Source organism: Saccharothrix hoggarensis, assembly GCF_042678885.1.
Lineage (GTDB): Bacteria > Actinomycetota > Actinomycetes > Mycobacteriales > Pseudonocardiaceae > Actinosynnema > Actinosynnema hoggarensis.
Genome location: NZ_JBHTLK010000143.1, coordinates 1 through 17,867, shown reverse-complemented (window position 1 = coordinate 17,867; position 17,867 = coordinate 1). Strand labels below are relative to the sequence as shown.

Below are 17,867 nucleotides of genomic sequence, written 5' to 3'. Positions count from 1 at the left end.
CCGCGTAGGCGCGGGCCACCGCGCCCGCCGCCGGCAACCCGGTCTCCGCGCGCACGGCCAGCATGGCGGCCAGCCCGCCCGCCCAGCCCTCCACCAGGTTGGCCGGGTCCTCGCCGACCTTCTCCACGGTGGCCGCGACGTCCACGGCGGTCCGCAGCCAGCCCGCGATCTCGTCGTCGTCCAGCAGGGTCGCCAGCCGCGCCAGCGCGTAGCAGATGCCGCCCAGCCCGTGGAACGCGCCGCTGCCCACGGCGACCGCGAGCTCGGTGTCCTCCGCGAACGCGGCCAGCAGGCCGGGGATCGGCGCGAGCGCGTCGCGGGCGTACTCGGTGTAGCGGGACGCGCCGGTGAGCTTGCCCAGCTGCGCCAGGAACAACGCGACGCCGGTGTAGCCGTTGGACAGTCCCGCGCCCATCGGGGCGACCGCCCAGTGCCGGTCGTCCACGAGTTCCAGGCCGACCCAGTTGACCCGGCCGGCGGCGGTGGCCGCGTGCGCCAGCACCTCGTCGGCGATGCCGCAGGCCGCCACCAGCAGCCGCTGCGGGTCCGGGATGCCCGGCTCCAGCGGCACGTCCACGCCCGCGCCGGTGCGGTGGTCGACCGGCTTCGGCCGGCTCGCCAGCCCGGCGCTGATCAACCACTGCTGGTCGTGCTTGTCCACCTCGTCCAGGGCGGCGACCTTCGCCGTGACGGAGTCCAGCCCGGACACCGGCAGCACGTCGCGCAGCCGTTCCCCGGTGGACGTCCACACGTCCCGGCTGCCCGGCCGGGTGGTGAACAGCGGCACGTCGCCCGCCCACAGGTCGCCGATCTCGTGCGGCACCAGGGCGCGCAGGACGTCCTCCTGCCCGGAGTCGTCCCACAGCAGGTCGAGCGCGTCCTCCCGGTCCGGCGCGCCGCGCAGCGCGTCCGGGTGGGTCGACTCGTCGAGGAGCGTCGCGTACAGGTGCGTCATCCGCGGGATGAACCGCACCGGGAGGTCGGCGAACCGGCTCAGCAGGCCGTCCGGGCCGAGGAGTTCGGCGCGGTGGTCGTACAGCGCGTCGTAGCCGACCCGGAACCCGGCCAGCAGCGCGCCCTGGTAGTCGGCGGGCTCGGCCTCGCGGCCGTCCACGACGGGCCGGTTGTGCGCGGGCGGCACGGGCGCGGGCCGGCGCACCAGCCGCATCCGGTCCGTGCCGGGGTGCAGCCACGCCGCGCCGTCGGCGGGGAACCGGTCGCCGTGGTCGCCGCCCATGCCGCCGATGTCCACCGCGCCGTGCTCGCCCAGCAGCACCCGCGGCAGCACGGCGGTCCGGTGCACCGACCGGGCCAGCGCGACGACCGCCGGGTCGGCCGGGATGCCGACCGTGGGGTGGAACAGCGTCTCCACGTCCACCAGCACCGGCTGGTCGCCCGCCGCGACGAGGTTCTCGTAGTGCATGTCCGTGCCGTCCACCGCGTACAGCAGCGCGATCAGCGCGCCGAGGCGGTGGTAGAACCGGCCCACCTCGCTGACGTCCGCGCACGGCGTGTGCTCGACGTACTCCAGCCACCCGTGCCCCGGGCGGGCAAGCGCGCGCGGCAGCCGCAGGTCGACCCCGGTGTGCCCGTCGAACCACGCCGCCAGGTCGGCGAACGCGCGGTGCAGCGCCACCGGCCGCGGCTTGTAGACGACCCGGCGGCCGTCGGCGAACGTCAGCACTGCCACCGACCGGCCGCGCCCGTGCGGGTCGCCCTTGCCGGTCTCCACGTGCACGAGCGTGCCGGGGTCGCGGCCGTCGAGGACGGTCCGCACGATGTCCGCCCGGTCCGCGGCGAACCGGTCCAGCAGCTCGACGTGCGCCTCGACCGCGTTCAGGCAGGCCTGCCCGAGCAGCCGGGCCAGCACCGGGTAGCGGGCGAACAGCGCGGTCAGGTCGACCTTGCGGACGAAGTCGGCGAACCGGTCCTGCGGGGTGTCGCCGACGAGCCGGCGGCCGACCCGTTCCAGGTTCAGCTCCAGCACCAGGGTGCGGGCGGCGATCCGGGCCAGCCGCTTGCCGAGCGCGCGGGCGAAGTCGTCGCCCAGCCGCGGGTCGCGGGACGCCGCGGCGCGCACCAGGGGGCGCAGCGCGGCGGCGAACGCCTCGTCCCAGGCGCCCTCGGTGAAGTCTGCATGGGCCGCGGTCGCGGTGGCGCGTTCCACGAACGCGGCCCATGATGGCCGCCCGCACGGGACGACCAGCTCTCGGGGAATCCTCCGGACACCACCGAGCCACCAGCTGGCGGCGGGCCGGTCAACGGCGGAGGGGAACACGCCGCACAACGTGTCACGCGCGTGCCCCGGCGCACATGGGGGCAGTGCCCCCAGATTTGCGGGCCGCGCGCCGCGGGACCGCACATGTGCGGAAACGGTTCCGTCGCAGGTCACCCGCGCCGTGCCGGTCCGGCTAGGAGCCGCACTCCTCGGCGTGCTCGGCGGCGTCCCGGTACTCGTCCGGCAGGGACACCACGCCGATCTTCTCCACGCCCTCCTGCATCACGGTGACCGCCTCGGTCATGTCCTGGATGACGGTGGAGAACACGTCGGGCGTCATCTCGGCCGCGCCGTCCACGGTCGCCTTCGCCGAGACGAACTTGTCCCGCGCCCTGGTCAGCGGCTCGCTGACCACCTCGACGGCGGTGTCGGCGGCCGGTGTCGGCGCGGGGGTCAGCCCTTCGAGGTCGTGCAGCGCGACGTCCAGCACGTCCACCACGCGCCCGAGGGAGTCGCTGACGGACTTCTTCGCCGTCGCGGGGTCCGCCGACGCCTCCTGGTCGAGCGTCACCCCGGCCGAGGCGACCAGGTAGTTCGCCATCGCGCAGTAGTTGTTCACCCAGCGGACGACCTCCGGGTTCCCGGCGGCCGCCGACGTCGTGGGGCCCGCCACCGCCCGGCCCGCCACGGGCGACGCGCAGCCGGTCAGCCCGACCACCGCCACCGCTGCCACCAGCCACCGTTTCACAGGGGAGTTGTACCCCGACGTCACTCGATAGTGGGGCGGAACATGACAACCGGGGGAATCCTCGGCCACGATGTCCGCCTCATGACCGTCTCACTAGAGGATTCCGGGGGGATCGCGGTCATCCGGATCGACGAGCCCTCGGACGCCGTGCTGCCCGACGTGCGCGCGTTGTCGCCCGCCGTCGCCGAGGCGCGCGCGGCCGTGCTGCTGGTCGGTCCCGGGCTGTGCGGTTCGGACATCAAACAGCTGGTCCGGACGCCGGCGGCGGAGCGGGAGGCGCAGTCGGCGTCGCTGCGTCGGGTGCGGGACGAGCTCGCGAACTTGCCGGTGCCGGTCGTCGCGGCGATCGGCGGCAGCGCGTCCGGCGGGGCGGCGGAACTGGCGATGGCGTGCGACCTGCGGGTGCTGGCCGCCGAGGGCGGTCTCGGCCGGGTGACCGACGACCGGGTGACCTGCCGTGGGGTGATCTGCGGTGAAGTGGTGTGCGGAGAGGCGACGGGCGGCGCGGGGACGGGCGACGTCGGGACCTGCGGGGAGGCGGCCGGCGTCCGGGTGCTGGTGGCGCGCCGCGTCACCGCCGAGGAGGCGTTGCGCCTCGGGCTGGTGGACCGGGTCGTGCCGTCGTCCGCCGTGCTGCGGACCGCGCTGGAGCTCGCAAACCAGTGCAAGTCCGCGCAAGTCCAACGTAAGTCCTGCCGTATAGTTGCTCCATGACGCAACGGCGGTTGGCCGAAGTGGCCGCGAAGGTCGGCGTGAGCGAGGCGACGGTCAGCCGGGTCCTCAACGGCAAGCCCGGCGTGTCCGACGCGACGCGGTCGGCCGTGCTCACCGCGCTCGACGTGCTCGGGTACGAGCGGCCGACGCAGCTGCGCGGCGAACGCGCCCGCCTGGTCGGCCTGGTGCTGCCGGAGCTGCAGAACCCGATCTTCCCGGCGTTCGCGGACGTGGTCGGCAACGCGCTGGCGCAGCGCGGCTTCACCCCCGTCCTGTGCACCCGCACGGCCGGCGGCGTGACCGAGGCCGACTACCTGGAGCTGTTGTTCGAGCAGCACGTGTCCGGCGTGGTGTTCGCGGGCGGCCAGTACGCGCAGGCGGACGCCTCGCACGACCACTACCGGCAGATGACGCGGCGCAAGCTGCCCGCGGTGCTGGTCAACGCGGCCATCGACGACCTCGGGTTCCCGCGCGTGTCGTGCGACGACGCGGTGGCGGTCGAGCAGGCGTTCGGGCACCTGGTGGCGCTGGGGCACGTGCGGATCGGCGCCGTCCTCGGCCCGTCGGACCACATGCCGTCCCGGCGCAAGCTGACCGCGCTGGTCGCGTGCGCCGAGGCGGCGGGGGTGGAGCTGTTCGAGGAGCACGCGATGTTCTCGCTGGAGGGCGGGCAGGCGGCGGCGACCCGGCTGCTGCACCGCGGCGTCACGGCGGTCGTGTGCGCGTCGGACCCGCTGGCGCTGGGCGCGGTGCGCGCCGTGCGGCGGCACGGGCTGCGCGTGCCGCACGACGTGTCGGTGGTCGGGTACGACGACTCGCCGCTCATGACGTGCACCGAGCCGCCGCTGACGACGGTCCGCCAGCCGATCGAGGCGATGGGGCGGGCGGCCGTCGAGCTGCTGGCGAACCAGATCGCGGGCACTCCCGTGCCGGACGAGGAGCTGCTCTTCGAGCCGGAGCTGGTCGTCCGGTCCTCCACCGCGCCCGCGCCCCGCTAGCCCTTCCGACCCGCGCAAGCCGTCCACCGTCCGCGGTGGGCGGCTTTTTGCTGTGCGCGTGCGCAAAGGCGACACGCGACCGTGCGTGATCGGACGAATCCGCCCCGGTAGCTTACAGATTGATGTCATGAAGTTGCGAAATCTCGTAGACATCTTGCGGATACGAGGTGGGCGGACCTACCGTGTGCGCCACACCACACCGAGGAAGGTCCGCCCCCATGAACTCATCCAGCCTCCGCAGAGCGGCGGGACTGCTGCTGGCGGGAAGCCTGAGCCTGACCGCCGTCGCGTGCTCCGGGACGGCCGAGCCGGCCGCTGGCGGCAAGGTCGTCCTCTCCGTCAACGGGCAGCCGCCGCAGACGCAGGCGTTCGAGCGCAAGGTGTTCGACGAGGACGTGGCCGAGTTCGAGGCCGCGAACCCGGACATCGACATCGAGCCGCACGAGGGGTTCATGGACCCCAAGACGTTCTCCGCGAAGCTCGCCGGCGGTCAGCTCGAAGACGTCTACTACGCGTACTTCACCGACCCGGCCAACCTCATCGCCCGCAAGCAGGCCGCGGACATCACCGACTACGTCAAGGACGTGCCCCACTATTCCGCCATCCGGCCGGAGCTGCGGGACGTCTTCAGCAAGGACGGCAAGGTCTACGGCATCCCCACCGCCAACTACTCGATGGGGCTGCTCTACAACCGCGCGCTGTTCGCCGAGGCCGGCCTGAACCCCGACCAGCCGCCGAAGACGTGGGACGAGGTCCGCGAGGCCGCGAAGAAGATCACCGCGTTGGGCGGCAACAAGGTCGGCTTCGCCGAGTACAGCAAGAACAACCAGGGCGGCTGGCACTTCACCGCGTGGATGTACTCCGTCGGCGGCGCGATCGCCCGCCAGGACGGCGACAAGTGGGTCGCGGACTTCAACAACGACAAGGGCCGCGAAGTCCTCCAGCACCTCAAGGACATGCGCTGGACCGACAACACCATGGGCGAGAAGCAGCTGCTCGTCATCGAGGACGTCCAGCAGATGATGGGCGCGGGCCAGCTCGGCATGTACCTCGCCGCGCCGGACAACGTCCCCGTCCTGGTCAACCAGTTCAAGGGCGACTACGCGAACTACGGCCTGACCGCCATCCCGGACGGCGAGGGCACGCTCATCGGCGGCGAGGGCTACATGCTCAACCCGAAGGCGACGCCGGAGAAGATCAAGGCCGGCCTGAAGTGGATCCAGTGGAAGTTCCTCAACCCGGACCGGTTCGAGAAGAACCTCCAGCGGTACAAGGACCAGGGCCAGCCGATCGGCCTGCCCGTGCCGCCGGTCGCCGACGTCTGGACCGGTGACATCGCGGCCAGGCAGGCCGAGCTGAAGGAGAAGCTGGCGACCGTGCCGGTGGCGAACTTCAAGTCCTACGTGGACGCCGCGCCGAAGGGCCGGATCGAGCCGCCGAACGCCCAGCAGGTGTACGCGATCCTCGACAACGTCATGCAGGCCGTGCTCACCGACCGCGACGCCGACCCGGCCACGCTGCTGGCGGACGCCGAGGCCAAGGTGAACCCGGTCCTGGCGCAGGTCAAGTGATGCGCCGCCGCGTCGCGGAGAACCTGACCGCGTACGGGTTCCTGTCCGCCGCGCTGATCTGCTTCGCGGTGTTCTCCTGGTACCCCATCGCGCGTGGGGCCGTGCTGGGCTTCCAGCAGGTCGACTTCGTCTCCGACCCCACGTGGGTCGGCTGGGAGAACTTCGAACGCCTCTTCGCCGACCCCCTGTTCGCCACGGCGTGGCGCAACACCCTGCTGTTCACCGCGCTGGCGCTGGTGTTCGGCTTCGTGGTGCCGTTCCTGCTCGCGGTCGTGCTCAACGAGCTGCGGCACTTCAAGGCGTACTTCCGGCTCATCGTCTACTTGCCGGTGATGCTGCCGCCGGTGGTGGCCGCGCTGATCTGGAAGTGGCTGTACGACCCCGGTCCGGGCCTGCTCAACTCGGTGTTGCGCGGGCTCGGGCTGGAGGGCGCGGCGTGGCTGGACAGCGCCGACACGTCGATGCTGTCGCTGGTGGTCGTGGCGACGTGGGCCAACCTGGGCACGGCCACGCTGATCTACCTGGCCGCGCTGCAGGGCATCCCCGGCGACCTGTACGAGGCGGCGGAGCTGGACGGCGCGGGCGTGCTGCGCCGGCTGTGGCACGTCACCGTCCCGCAGACCCGGTTCGTGCTGCTGGTGCTGATGCTGTTGCAGGTCGTGGCGACCATGCAGGTGTTCACCGAGCCGTACGTGATGACCGGCGGCGGCCCGGAGGACTCCACCGTCACCGTCCTGCTGCTGCTCTACCGGTACGCCTTCTACTACAACGACTTCGGCACGGCGAGTGCCCTGAGCCTGTTGCTGCTGCTGGTGCTCGGCGCGTTCACCGCGCTGTACCTGCGGGTGACGCGGAAGGCGGACGCGTGAGGACGCTGATCGCGCCGGGGCGCAACCGCGCCGGCTACACGGCCGTCATGGTGGTCACCACCGTCGTGCTCACCGCGATCTTCGTGGTGCCGCTGGTGTGGGTGGTCGTCTCGGCCATGAAACCGGCCGCGGAGCTGGCCCGCGTGCCGCCGACGATCCTGCCCGAGACGTGGGTGCCGGGCACGTACGCCGAGGCGTGGGACCTGATGGACCTGGGCCGGTACTTCCTCAACACGATCGTCGTCGCGGTCGGCGTGTGGGCGGTGCAGCTGGCCGTCGACGTGCCCGCCGCCTACGCCCTGTCGCGGCTCAAACCCGTGCTGGGCAAGGGCATCCTCGGCATGATGCTGCTGACGCTGATGATGCCCGCCGCGGTGCTGCTGGTGCCCACCTACCTGACCATCGCCGACCTCGGGCTGCTCAACAACCCGCTGGCGCTGTGGCTGCTGGGGGCGGCCAACGCGTTCACGGTGTTCCTGCTCAAGCGGTTCTTCGACCAGCTGCCGGTCGAGGTGCTGGAGGCGGCGCGGATCGACGGCGCCGGCCAGTTCACCATGCTGTGGCGGATCGTGCTGCCGCTGTCCCGGCCGATCCTGGCCGTCGTGTCCATCTTCGCGGTGGTGGCCGCGTGGAAGGACTTCATCTGGCCGCTGCTGGTGTTCCCCGACCCGGCGCGGCAGACGCTCAGCGTGGCGCTGCAGCGCTTCGCCCCCGACACACCGGTCAACCTCATGCTGGCGGGCCTCGTGCTGTCCAGCGTGCCGGTGATCGGGTTGTTCCTGGTGTTCCAGCGGCACGTCCTGGCGGGTCTCACCGCCGGTGGCGTGAAGGGCTGAAACACACCGACGAGGGAGGATTCCACATGAACTGGTGGCGCGGTGCGGCCATCTACCAGGTGTACCCGCGCAGCTTCGCCGACGGCAACGGCGACGGGATCGGGGACCTCGCGGGACTTCGGCAGAAGCTGCCCTACCTCGCCGAGCTGGGTGTGGACGCGATCTGGCTCAGCCCCTGGTACCCGTCGCCGCTGGCGGACGGCGGCTACGACGTCGCCGACTACCGCGACATCGAGCCCGTCTTCGGCACGCTCGTCGAGGCGGAGAAGCTGATCGGGGAGGCGCACGCGGTCGGGCTGCGGGTGATCATCGACATCGTGCCCAACCACTGCTCGGACCGGCACCCGTGGTTCCAGGAGGCGCTGCGGGGGGAGGGGCGTGACCGGTTCTGGTTCCACGAGGGCGACGAGCCGCCCAACGACTGGCAGTCCCGGTTCGGCGGCCCGGCGTGGAGCCAGGCGCCGGACGGCAGCTGGTACCTGCACCTGTACAGCCCCGAGCAGCCCGACCTGAACTGGACCAACCCGGAGGTGCGGGCCGAGTTCGAGTCGATCCTGCGGTTCTGGCTGGACCGGGGCGTGGACGGGTTCCGCATCGACGTGGCGGACGGGCTGGTGAAGGACTTCTCCAAGCCCGACGCCGACCTGCCGTACTCCGACCAGGACGGCGTGCACGACATCTACCGGTCGTGGCGGCGGGTGCTGGACGAGTACCCGGACGACCGGGTGTTCGTCGGCGAGATGTGGCTGCCCGACCCGGAGCGGTTCGCCCGGTACCTGCGCGCCGACGAGCTGCACTCGGCGTTCAACTTCGACTTCCTGTGCTGCCCGTGGGAACCCGGCGAGCTGCGGCGGGTCATCGACGCCACGCTGGCCGCCCACGCGCCGGTCGGCGCGCCGCCCACGTGGGTGCTGTCCAACCACGACGTGACGCGGCACGTGTCGCGGATGGGCCGCGAGGACACCTCGTTCGACTTCGGCCGGCGGCAGCACCTCACGCCGACGGACCTGGAGCTGGGCGTGAAGCGCGCGCGTGCGGCGATCATGCTGACCACCGCGCTGCCCGGCTGCGTGTACGTCTACCAGGGCGAGGAGCTGGGGCTGGAGGAGGTGGACGACCTGCCCGACGAGCTGCGCGAGGACCCGGTGTGGGTGCGGTCCGGGCACACCGACCGCGGCCGTGACGGGTGCCGGGTGCCGCTCCCGTGGGGCGACGACGGCCCGTCGTGGCTGCCCCGGCCGGAGCGCTGGCGGTCGCTGTCGGTGGCCGCGCAGACCGGCGACCCGGACTCGATGCTGGCCCACTACCGGGCCGTGCTGGCGCTGCGGCGCGCGGAGGACGCGCTCGGCGACGGCCCGATGGAGTGGCTGGACCTCGGGCCGGGCGTCGTCGCGTTCACCCGCGGCGCCGGGTTCGCGTGCGTGCTGAACCTGTCCGGTTCGCCCGTCGCCCTCCCCGACCACGAGCGCGTGCTGCTGGCCAGCGGCCCGCTCGTGGACGGTGCCGTGCCGCCGGACACCGCCGCCTGGCTCCGGCTGGCCGGCTAGTCCGGTCGATCGGCGGCCCGGTGCGCCCGGCGCGCCAGGTTGCACTCCAGCAGGCCGAGCACCCTCAGGGTCTCGGCCTGCTGGTCTTCGTCCATGTCGTCCAGCGTGGCCTCTTCGAGCGCCCGCCACATGCGCTCGACGTCCTGGCGCAGCGCCTGGCTGGCCGCGGTCGGCTCGACGATCGTGGCGCGGCCGTCGCCGGGGTCGGGGGAGCGGCGCACGAAGCCCGCGCGCTCCAGCCGTTGCACGGTCCTGGTCATGGTGGGCGAGTCGGAGCCCAGCACGGCGCACAGGTCGGCCTGCCGCTGCGGGCCCCGGTCCCAGAGGTGCATCATCACCAACTCCTGGCCTGGGTGCAGACCTGCCTGTCTGAGCAGCTGAGCGGCGAGGAGGCGGTGCAGGCGGGCGACCCGGAAGATGGCGAAGCTGACCGGACTGTGTTCGGCGGACGGCGGATTCGGGCCTGACGTGGGGTTTTGTCCGGTCGGGGTCACGGTTCGATTCTAGTCCCCCCGGTGAGTGAGTGCCGTCACAGTGGCTGATCCGGAATAGACTTGGTGCAGTTAGCTGTTCGGACAGGTAAACCCGAGCAGTGGAGGAATCGCGATGAGCACCGCCTTCGAACCGTGGCACCTGGCCGGCGTCGAGTTGTCCAACCGGATCGTCATGGCGCCGATGACGCGCAGCCGCGCGTACGACACCGTGCCGACCGCGGCCATGGCCGAGTACTACGCCCAGCGGGCGGGCGCCGGGCTGATCATCACCGAGGGCATCCAGCCGTCCGTGGTCGGCCAGGGCTACCCGTACACGCCGGGGCTGCACAGCGACGCGCAGGTCGAGGGCTGGCGCCGCGCCACGGACGCGGTCCACGCGGCGGGCGGGCGGATCTTCGCGCAGCTCATGCACACCGGCCGGATCGGCCACCCGAGCGTCCTGCCCGACGGCCTGCACCCCGTCGGCGCCTCGCCGGTGCGCGCGGCGGGCCAGGTGTTCACCCCCGCCGGGATGGCCGACTACGTCACGCCGGTCGAGCTGACGTCCGCCGAGGTGGAGGCGACCGTCGCCGACTTCGCCACCGCCGCGCGCAACGCCGTCGAGGCCGGGTTCGACGGGGTCGAGCTGCACGGCGCCAACGGCTACCTGCTGCACCAGTTCCTCGCCGACAACACCAACCGGCGCGACGACGAGTGGGGCGGCTCGGTGGAGAACCGCACCCGGTTCGTCGTGGAGACCGTCCGCGCGGTGGCCGCGGCGATCGGCGGGCACCGCGTCGGCCTGCGGATCTCCCCCGGCAACCGGTACAACGACATCGCCGAGGAGACGCACCACGAGCTGTACCCGGTCCTGGTCGACGCGATCGACCCGATCGGCCTGGCCTACCTGCACATCGCCGAGCAGGACGAGCGCGAGCTGACGCTGCGGCTGCGCGAGCGGTTCTCCGGCGCGCTCATCCTCAACCCGTTCACGCCGGACGGCGTCACCGGCCCCGAGCAGCTGGCCCTGGTGGACGAGGGCGTCGCCGACGCGGTCAGCTTCGGCGTGCTGTTCCTGGCGAACCCCGACCTGCCGGTCCGCCTCGCGAACGGCGGCCCGTTCAACACGCCCGACCCCACGTCGTTCTTCGGCGGCACGGACCAGGGCTACCTCGACTACCCGGCCCTCGCCACCGTCTGATCCACCGCTCCCGAGGCCCCTGGGTTCCGCGCCCGGGGGCCTTCGCGCGCCACCCGCCGGGCGGGAACGGGCAGCCGACGACCGGGCGGCCTACCTGTTCGCGGGCGTGCTCGACCCGGACGTCTTCATCGGCGACCGCCTGCCGCTCGCGGACTACGCGGCGGCGCTGTCCCGGTTCCGGGCGGGGCAGGGACGCAAGATCCAGGTGCTCCCGTAGGCCGGGGGCGCTGCGGGGTCATCCCCTGAGCCGGCGGCGCAGCACGGCCGGCACGACCACGCCGCCCCGAGGAGCAGGAACGCCGGCCGCGAGGTGTTCACCCGCGACCTTGGTCGATTCGGGTCACCTCGCCGCTTGTCAACCACCTGTCGCCGCGGTTCAGCACGTGGGCGCCCTTGTTCGCACGGCGGCGAAGTGGCTACGTTTCCGCCGCCCGCCCAGTCCGGCCGTGTGAAGGGAAGAGAGCGATGACCGTCCTCCGCTCCCGCAGGCACGTCGACTTCGGCCGGGTCTCCAGCGCCATCTGTCGCAGCTCCTGACACACCGGACACCGCTGCCGCCGCGATCGACACCGACGCGGCGCTCCCGACGCGGGCGCACACCCCTCGCACCCCGCAACTCTCGCACCCCGCACCTCTCACACCCGCACCCGCCGGCACCACCGCCGCGGGCTCCGCCCCGTTCCTGAAGGACCCCACCATGAGCGTGTCCGCACAACCACGCCTGCGTGCCCACGACCCGCCCGTGCCGAAGGTCGTGCCCGTCCGCCACCCGTGGCGGTGGGTGGGCATCGTCGTCGTGCTCGTCCTGGCGGCGCAGTTCGTCAGCGGCCTGGTCACCAACCCCGGCTGGGACTGGACCACGTTCGCCCGGTACATCACCGCGAGGTCCGTGCTCGACGCCGTCCTGGTGACGCTGGAGCTGACGCTGTACGGCACCGTCATCGGCTTCGCGCTCGGCCTCGTGCTCGCGCTGATGCGCCTGTCCCGCAGCCGGTTCCTCGCGGCGGTGAGCTGGACCTACACCTGGGCGTTCCGCTCGATCCCGCTGATCGTGCAACTGCTGTTCTGGTTCAACATCTCCTACCTGTACCAGGAGTTGCACTTCGGCGTCCCGTTCGGCCCGACGTTCTTCGGCGTCGACACCAAGGACCTGATCAGCCCGATGGGCGCGGCCGTGCTCGGCCTGGCGCTGCACCAGGCGGCGTACGCGGCGGAGATCGTCCGCTCCGGCGTCATCTCGGTGGACCACGGCCAGCTCGACGCCGCCGCCGCGCTCGGCATCCCGAAGACCCGCCAGTTCCGCCGGATCGTGCTGCCGCAGGCGATGCGGTCCATCCTGCCCAACGCGACGAACGAGGTGATCAGCCTCTTCAAGGGCACCTCGGTGGTGTCCGTGGTGGCCATCGGCGAGCTGTTCTACCAGGTGCAGGTCATCTACGGCCGCAACGCGCGGGTCGTCGCGCTGCTCATGGTCGCCACCGCCTGGTACATCGCGCTGACCACGCTGCTGTCCGTCGTCCAGCACTACGTCGAGAAGCACTACGCCAAGGGCGCGACCAGGGACCAGGAGGGGTGGAAGTGGGCGAGGTGATGGTGGACGTGCGCGGTGTCCACAAGAGTTTCGGCGACAACGAGGTCCTGCGCGGCGTGGACCTCCAGGTCGGCGCGGGCGAGGTGGTCGTCGTGCTCGGGCCGTCCGGGTCGGGCAAGTCGACGTTGCTGCGCACCATCAACCACCTGGAGAAGGTCGACCGCGGCCTGGTGCGCGTCGACGGCGAGCTGATCGGCTACCGGCAGCGCGGCGACAAGCTCTACGAGCTGCGGGAGCGCGAGGTGCTGCGGCAGCGCACGCACATCGGGTTCGTGTTCCAGAACTTCAACCTGTTCCCGCACCTGACCGTGCTGGAGAACGTCGTGGAGGCCCCGGTGTCCGCGCAGGGAAAACCGGTGGCGACGGCCCGGGCGGAGGCGTTGCGGCTGCTCGCGCGCGTCGGCCTGTCCGACAAGGAGGCGGCGTACCCGCGGCACCTGTCCGGCGGGCAGCAGCAGCGCGTGGCCATCGCGCGGGCGCTGGCGCTGGAGCCGAAGGTGCTGCTGTTCGACGAGCCGACGTCCGCGCTCGACCCGGAGCTGGTCGGCGAGGTGCTCGACGTGATCAAGGACCTGGCGCGCGGCGGGACCACCATGGTCGTGGTCACCCACGAGATCGGCTTCGCCCGCGAGGTCGCGGACACCGTCGTGTTCATGGACGGCGGCGTCGTCGTCGAGCAGGGCACGCCGGCCGAGGTCCTCGACGACCCGCAACACCCGCGCACCCGCGCGTTCCTGTCCAAAGTGCTCTGATCGTGTGAGGAGAGTTCGTTGTCTTTCTTGAGGATCACCGCCCTGGTGGCCGCCGTCGCGCTGGCGTCGGTGGCGTGCGCGGGAGCCGACGGCGCGGTGGGCGAGGACCAGGTCGTGGCCGGCGGGAAGACCGTCGAGCTCGGCCCCGACCAGAAGCGCGTGACGGCGTCCAAGGTGGACTCGATCGCGGCGAAGGTGCCGGAGCGGTTCCGGGCGGGCGGGAAGCTCGTGGTGGCCGGGTCCGCCGGCACCGCGCCGCCGTTGCGGTTCTACGCGACGGACGACAAGACGCCGATCGGGGTGGAGACCGACATCGCGGTGCTGATCGCGGGCGTGCTCGGGCTGGAGGCCCAGCTGGAGGTGACGTCGTGGGAGAACCTGTTCGTCGGGCTGGACAGCGGCGCGTACCCGCTGGGGATCTCGAACATCACCGTCACCGAGGCGCGGAAGGAGAAGTACGACTTCGCCACGTACCGGCTGGACACGCTCGCGTTCGAGGCGGTGAAGGGCGGGACGTGGCGCGTGGACGGGCCGGAGGACGTGGCCGGGAAGGTGATCGCGGTCGGGTCGGGCACGAACCAGGAGAAGATCCTGGTCGACTGGAGCAAGGCGAACGAGGCGCGCGGCCTGCCGACCACGGACATCAAGTACTTCCAGAACGCGGCCGACTACTACCTGGCGCTGGAGTCGGGGCGGATCGACGCGTACCTGGGCCCGAACCCGACCTCGGCGTACCACGTGGCGACGTCGGGGAAGACCGAGGTGATCGGCACGTTCTCCGGCGGCGGTGAGATCGTCGGCAAGATCGCCGCGACGACGAAGAAGGGGAGCGGCCTGGTGGAGCCGGTGGCGGAGGCCGTGGACCACCTGATCGCGACCGGGAAGTACGCCGAGGTGCTGGAGCGGTGGGGGTTGGCGGACGAGGCGGTGGAGAAGTCCGAGATCAACCCGCCGGGCCTGCCGAAGTCGTAACGGGTTCCGACGCTCACGCAGGGGTCCCCGCCCAGGGGGCCCCTGTTGTCATCGTCGAACGACGTTGCACCACTCTCCGCACACGCCGCCTCAGGCTTCGACGTCCCACCTCCTGGCGTCCGCCATCAACCCGATCATGCCCGACACCAGGCGCAGCTGGTCGACGTCGCGGATGTCCGCCTCCACCAGCCGGGGCGAGCAGACGACCACGGCGACGGCCTGCGCCCGCGACAACGCGACGTTCAACCGGTTCCGGGAGAGGAGGAAGTCCAGGCCGCGCGGCAGGTCGACGGCCGCGGACGACGTCATGGTGGTGATGACGACCGGCGCCTCCTGGCCCTGGAACCGGTCCACCGTGCCGACCCGCACGTGCTCGTAGCCGTGCTTCTCCAACTCGCGCCTCACCAGCCGCACCTGCAGGTTGTACGGCGCCACGACGACGATGTCCGAGTCGTCCAGCGCCCGCGCGTTCGACCCGTCCGTCCACATGCGACCCATCAGCGCGCGCACCACGCCGACCACCGCCGCGGCCTCCTCGGCGGACGACGTGGTGTTGTGCGAGTGCGCCACCGAGTGCAGGTACACGCCGGGCGGCACGCCCGCGACGCCCCGCAGACCGGCGCTGGGGTGGGCGTGCAGCAACCCCGCGTACGACAGGTTCGACACGGGCTCGCACACGGCCGGGTGCATGCGCCGCGTCTGGTCGAGGAAGTAGCCCAGGGTGGGCGGGATGACGTCGGCGTCGCCGATCAGGTGCCCGAGCGCGGACGCCTCGGCGCCCGCCGGGTGGGTGCCCTGCACGACCTGCGGCAACTGCTGCGGGTCGCCGAGCAGCACGAGGTTCCGCGCGCACGTCGACACGGCCAGCGCGTCGGCCAGCGCGAACTGCCCCGCCTCGTCCACGATCAGCACGTCGAACGGCTGCTCCCGCAGCGCCGCGTTGGCGAACGTCCACGCCGTGCCGCCGACGAGGTGCCCGCCGCCCTGGTCGTTCCGCCACCGCACCAGCGCCGGGTTGTCGCGCGGCTGCTCCCACGCGCAGTCCTTCGCGGGCGCGCCCTTCGCGCGCTTCGCCGTCGGGATCGGCACGCCCAGCTCACGGCCCGCCGCCAGGGCCGCGCTCAGCACGTTCTCCACCGCCTTGTGGCTGTTCGACGTCACGCCGACGCTGCGCCCACCGCGGATCAGGTGCGCGATCAGCCGTCCCGCCAGGTACGTCTTGCCCGCGCCGGGCGGCCCCTGCACGGCCAACGTCGAGCCGTCCAGCGCGTCGACCGCCGCGATGACGTTGGTGATCACGTCCCCGCCGCGTGGCAGCGAGCCGGTCCTCAGGCGCGGCGGCGTGCGGCGGACCAGGTCGACGCCGGGGTGCGGCGGCAGCGACGGCAGGCCGTCCACGACCGACCGCGCCAGCTCGTAGACGGCCTCGTCCTTGGGCGTGGGCCGGACCGGGCTGCCCGGCAGCACGGCGACGGGCAGCTCCCCGTGGACGTCGTCCGGTGCGACGCTCTCCACGAGCACCATGTCCTCGGCCGACTCGGCGAGCACCACCGCGTCACGGGTGCGGTTCGGCGTGCCGGGGTAGAGCAGCCGGACCTGCTCGCCCGACGCGAACGGGTGCGGCCGGTCCGGGTCGCACCACACCCGCAGCTCGCGCTTGGCCTTGCGGACCCGGCCGGACGGCATCGCCCAGTCCTGCGCCCGCACCGACACCGGCACCGCGCACGCGCTGTCGGACTCCAACTCGCTCAGCGGCGCCGCCACCTGCCGGAAGAAGTCCCACCACGCCGGGTTGGTCTCGCGCCGGTGGTAGCCGACGGCGGCGGCCAGCAGCGCCCGCGCCCGCTCGTCGTCGGTGGCCTCGGCCGGGTTGTCGGGCAGGCCCTCCAGCAGCGGGTCGACGACGGCGGCGAGCCGTTCGGCCCGCTCGGCCCGGCGCTGGGCCGCGATCTCGTCCTCGACCTCCTCGCTGAACGACGGCTCCGGCACGTGCGGCTCGATGCCCGCCTCCGCGCGCACCTCCACCAGGAACCGGTACAGGCCGAGCGTCGACACGCAGTCGTACGTGTTGTAGTCGGCGATGCCGGCGAGCACCTCCTCCGCGCGCGCCGGGTCGGAGGTCCGCAGCGCCAGGAACTCCTCGTACGCCTCGATGCTCGACACCGCGGTCGTCACGTCGCCCGCGCGGGCGGACGGCATGTACAGCGGTTCCAGGTACTTGATCGAGTACGACCGCTGGGACACCCGCAACGCCTTGCGCACCACGGCGTACAGGTCGACCAGCGCGCCGGACCTCAGGAGGTGGTCGACGGCGTCCTCACGCGTGCCGTGCAGCGCGGCGAGCTTCTTGAGCGCGTTCACCTCGTACGGCGCGTAGTGGTAGACGTGCGCGTCCGGGTGATCTTCCAACGCCTTCGTGGCGAAGTCGACGAACCGCTCGAACGCCGCCTTCTCCTGCGGACGGGTGTGCGCCCAGAACGGCGTGAACCTCTCCTCGGCGTCGACCACGCCGAACAGGTACTCCAGGCCCTCGCCGTTGAGCGCGAACGGGTCGCCCTCCATGTCGAAGAACAGGTCGCCGGGGCTGGGCGCGGGCAGCGCGGCCAGGGCCTCCGGCCCGACCACCTCGTAGGCGACCTTGCCGGTCGGGTCGTCCTCGGTGCGCGAGTCGTCCTGGATGACCTGCAACGCGGCCTGGGCGCGCAACCCGGTGAACGTCGCGGCGGACATCGTCGCGGGCCGGTCGGCGCGGGTGGCGTTGGCCAGCGCGTCGATCGTGCCGAGACCCGCCGCGGCGAGCTTGCGCCGCTGGTCGGTGCGGATGCCGGCGACCAGGGACAGGTCGCGGTCCCGTTCCCGTCCGGTGGCGCAGTGGCGGCCGAACCGGCACGTCGCGCAGGCGGGCCGCTCGTCGTCCCACAGCCGTGCGGGCAGGGACGCGGGGCCGGCGACCCGGTCGCGGAGCCGCTGCCGGAGGTCGCGGACCAGCGGCAGGAAGTCGGCGACCTGGAACGTCCGGGTGGAGCCGTCGCCGAGCAGGAGGTGCATGGCGGGGCCCGCCTGCGCGCCGAGCGCGTCGGCGTACGCGGTGAGCTGGACGACGGCGGCCGGGGTGGCGTGCCGGGCCAGCTTGGCGTCGTGCGGCTCGTAGCCGCGGTCGGTGGCGACGAGGAAGTCGGCGCGGCCCTGGAAGCCGTCGGCGTAGAAGACAGCCTGGTAGATCACCGGCGCGCGGGACGCGATGGCCGCCGCGGTCAGCCCGGCGGCGTGCGTGAGCGCGTCGTGGGTCGGCGCGGGCTGCGGGATCTCGACCACGTCGTGCTCGGCGCGGAAGCGGGCCAGGACGGCCTGCTCGTGCGCGTGGCCGTGGCGGGCGG

The 17,867-nt window shown here is 72.4% G+C and carries 14 protein-coding genes; 10 read left to right on the top strand and 4 right to left on the bottom strand.

Features of this window, described 5'->3' with window-relative positions:
- Both ACFQ3T_RS23840 and ACFQ3T_RS23835 read right to left on the bottom strand, forming a co-directional pair.
- Positions 1 to 2,167, bottom strand: a 2,167-nt coding sequence (locus tag ACFQ3T_RS23840; RefSeq protein WP_380726027.1) for a type 2 lanthipeptide synthetase LanM family protein, incomplete at its 3' end; no start/stop codon positions are given.
- 244 nt (positions 2,168 to 2,411) lie between these two features.
- Positions 2,412 to 2,966, bottom strand: a complete 555-nt coding sequence (locus ACFQ3T_RS23835) for a hypothetical protein (protein ID WP_380726025.1) — start codon at positions 2,964 to 2,966, stop codon at positions 2,412 to 2,414.
- Between the two features lie 81 nt (positions 2,967 to 3,047).
- Between ACFQ3T_RS23835 and ACFQ3T_RS23830 the strand changes: the two genes are divergently transcribed.
- From ACFQ3T_RS23830 to ACFQ3T_RS23805, 6 genes are all read left to right on the top strand, one after another.
- Entirely contained in the window at positions 3,048 to 3,680 is a 633-nt protein-coding gene (locus tag ACFQ3T_RS23830; RefSeq protein ID WP_380726023.1) for an enoyl-CoA hydratase/isomerase family protein, read from the top strand.
- The gene (locus ACFQ3T_RS23825) at positions 3,677 to 4,678 is read left to right on the top strand and encodes a LacI family DNA-binding transcriptional regulator (RefSeq protein WP_380726021.1); all 1,002 of its coding nucleotides are present in this window, start codon (positions 3,677 to 3,679) and stop codon (positions 4,676 to 4,678) included. The genes ACFQ3T_RS23830 and ACFQ3T_RS23825 overlap by 4 nt, the downstream gene beginning before the upstream one ends.
- Positions 4,679 to 4,896: 218 nt before the next feature.
- Positions 4,897 to 6,249: an ABC transporter substrate-binding protein gene (locus ACFQ3T_RS23820; RefSeq protein WP_380726019.1), complete on the top strand. Its 1,353-nt coding sequence runs from the start codon at positions 4,897 to 4,899 to the stop codon at positions 6,247 to 6,249.
- The gene (locus ACFQ3T_RS23815; RefSeq protein ID WP_380726017.1) at positions 6,249 to 7,118 is read left to right on the top strand and encodes a carbohydrate ABC transporter permease; all 870 of its coding nucleotides are present in this window, start codon (positions 6,249 to 6,251) and stop codon (positions 7,116 to 7,118) included. Before ACFQ3T_RS23820 ends, ACFQ3T_RS23815 begins: the two co-directional genes overlap by 1 nt.
- Positions 7,115 to 7,954 carry a carbohydrate ABC transporter permease gene (locus ACFQ3T_RS23810; RefSeq protein ID WP_380726015.1) on the top strand — a complete coding sequence of 280 codons (840 nt, stop codon included), beginning with the start codon at positions 7,115 to 7,117 and terminating at the stop codon, positions 7,952 to 7,954. Before ACFQ3T_RS23815 ends, ACFQ3T_RS23810 begins: the two co-directional genes overlap by 4 nt.
- Positions 7,955 to 7,980: 26 nt before the next feature.
- Positions 7,981 to 9,501 (top strand): glycoside hydrolase family 13 protein, encoded by a 1,521-nt coding sequence (locus ACFQ3T_RS23805; RefSeq protein WP_380726013.1) that lies wholly within the window; start codon positions 7,981 to 7,983, stop codon positions 9,499 to 9,501.
- Here the strand turns inward: ACFQ3T_RS23805 and ACFQ3T_RS23800 are convergent.
- Positions 9,498 to 9,995: a MarR family winged helix-turn-helix transcriptional regulator gene (locus tag ACFQ3T_RS23800; RefSeq protein WP_380726011.1), complete on the bottom strand. Its 498-nt coding sequence runs from the start codon at positions 9,993 to 9,995 to the stop codon at positions 9,498 to 9,500. The genes ACFQ3T_RS23805 and ACFQ3T_RS23800 overlap by 4 nt on opposite strands.
- Before the next feature lie 112 nt (positions 9,996 to 10,107).
- Between ACFQ3T_RS23800 and ACFQ3T_RS23795 the strand changes: the two genes are divergently transcribed.
- The 4 genes from ACFQ3T_RS23795 to ACFQ3T_RS23780 all read left to right on the top strand — a co-directional run bounded on the left by ACFQ3T_RS23795 (position 10,108) and on the right by ACFQ3T_RS23780 (position 14,490).
- On the top strand, positions 10,108 to 11,175 hold the full coding sequence (locus tag ACFQ3T_RS23795; protein ID WP_380726009.1) for an alkene reductase: 1,068 nt from the start codon (positions 10,108 to 10,110) through the stop codon (positions 11,173 to 11,175).
- A gap of 697 nt (positions 11,176 to 11,872) precedes the next feature.
- Positions 11,873 to 12,766, top strand: a complete 894-nt coding sequence (locus tag ACFQ3T_RS23790) for an amino acid ABC transporter permease (protein WP_380726007.1) — start codon at positions 11,873 to 11,875, stop codon at positions 12,764 to 12,766.
- On the top strand, positions 12,766 to 13,518 hold the full coding sequence (locus ACFQ3T_RS23785; RefSeq protein WP_380726029.1) for an amino acid ABC transporter ATP-binding protein: 753 nt from the start codon (positions 12,766 to 12,768) through the stop codon (positions 13,516 to 13,518). The genes ACFQ3T_RS23790 and ACFQ3T_RS23785 overlap by 1 nt, the downstream gene beginning before the upstream one ends.
- Before the next feature lie 18 nt (positions 13,519 to 13,536).
- Positions 13,537 to 14,490 carry an ABC transporter substrate-binding protein gene (locus ACFQ3T_RS23780; RefSeq protein ID WP_380726005.1) on the top strand — a complete coding sequence of 318 codons (954 nt, stop codon included), beginning with the start codon at positions 13,537 to 13,539 and terminating at the stop codon, positions 14,488 to 14,490.
- Between the two features lie 90 nt (positions 14,491 to 14,580).
- Here ACFQ3T_RS23780 and ACFQ3T_RS23775 read toward each other — a convergent pair.
- The coding region (locus tag ACFQ3T_RS23775) for a TM0106 family RecB-like putative nuclease (RefSeq protein ID WP_380726003.1) at positions 14,581 to 17,867 on the bottom strand (3,287 nt) is incomplete at its 5' end.

Excerpts from the sequence above, each read along its gene's own strand:
- ACFQ3T_RS23830 (WP_380726023.1), top strand. The coding sequence starts at position 3,048 with ATGACCGTCTCACTAGAGGATTCCGGGGGGATCGCGGTCATCCGGATC.
- ACFQ3T_RS23825 (WP_380726021.1), top strand. The coding sequence starts at position 3,677 with ATGACGCAACGGCGGTTGGCCGAAGTGGCCGCGAAGGTCGGCGTGAGC.
- ACFQ3T_RS23820 (WP_380726019.1), top strand. The coding sequence starts at position 4,897 with ATGAACTCATCCAGCCTCCGCAGAGCGGCGGGACTGCTGCTGGCGGGA.
- ACFQ3T_RS23815 (WP_380726017.1), top strand. The coding sequence starts at position 6,249 with ATGCGCCGCCGCGTCGCGGAGAACCTGACCGCGTACGGGTTCCTGTCC.
- ACFQ3T_RS23805 (WP_380726013.1), top strand. The coding sequence starts at position 7,981 with ATGAACTGGTGGCGCGGTGCGGCCATCTACCAGGTGTACCCGCGCAGC.
- ACFQ3T_RS23795 (WP_380726009.1), top strand. The coding sequence starts at position 10,108 with ATGAGCACCGCCTTCGAACCGTGGCACCTGGCCGGCGTCGAGTTGTCC.
- ACFQ3T_RS23790 (WP_380726007.1), top strand. The coding sequence starts at position 11,873 with ATGAGCGTGTCCGCACAACCACGCCTGCGTGCCCACGACCCGCCCGTG.
- ACFQ3T_RS23785 (WP_380726029.1), top strand. The coding sequence starts at position 12,766 with ATGGTGGACGTGCGCGGTGTCCACAAGAGTTTCGGCGACAACGAGGTC.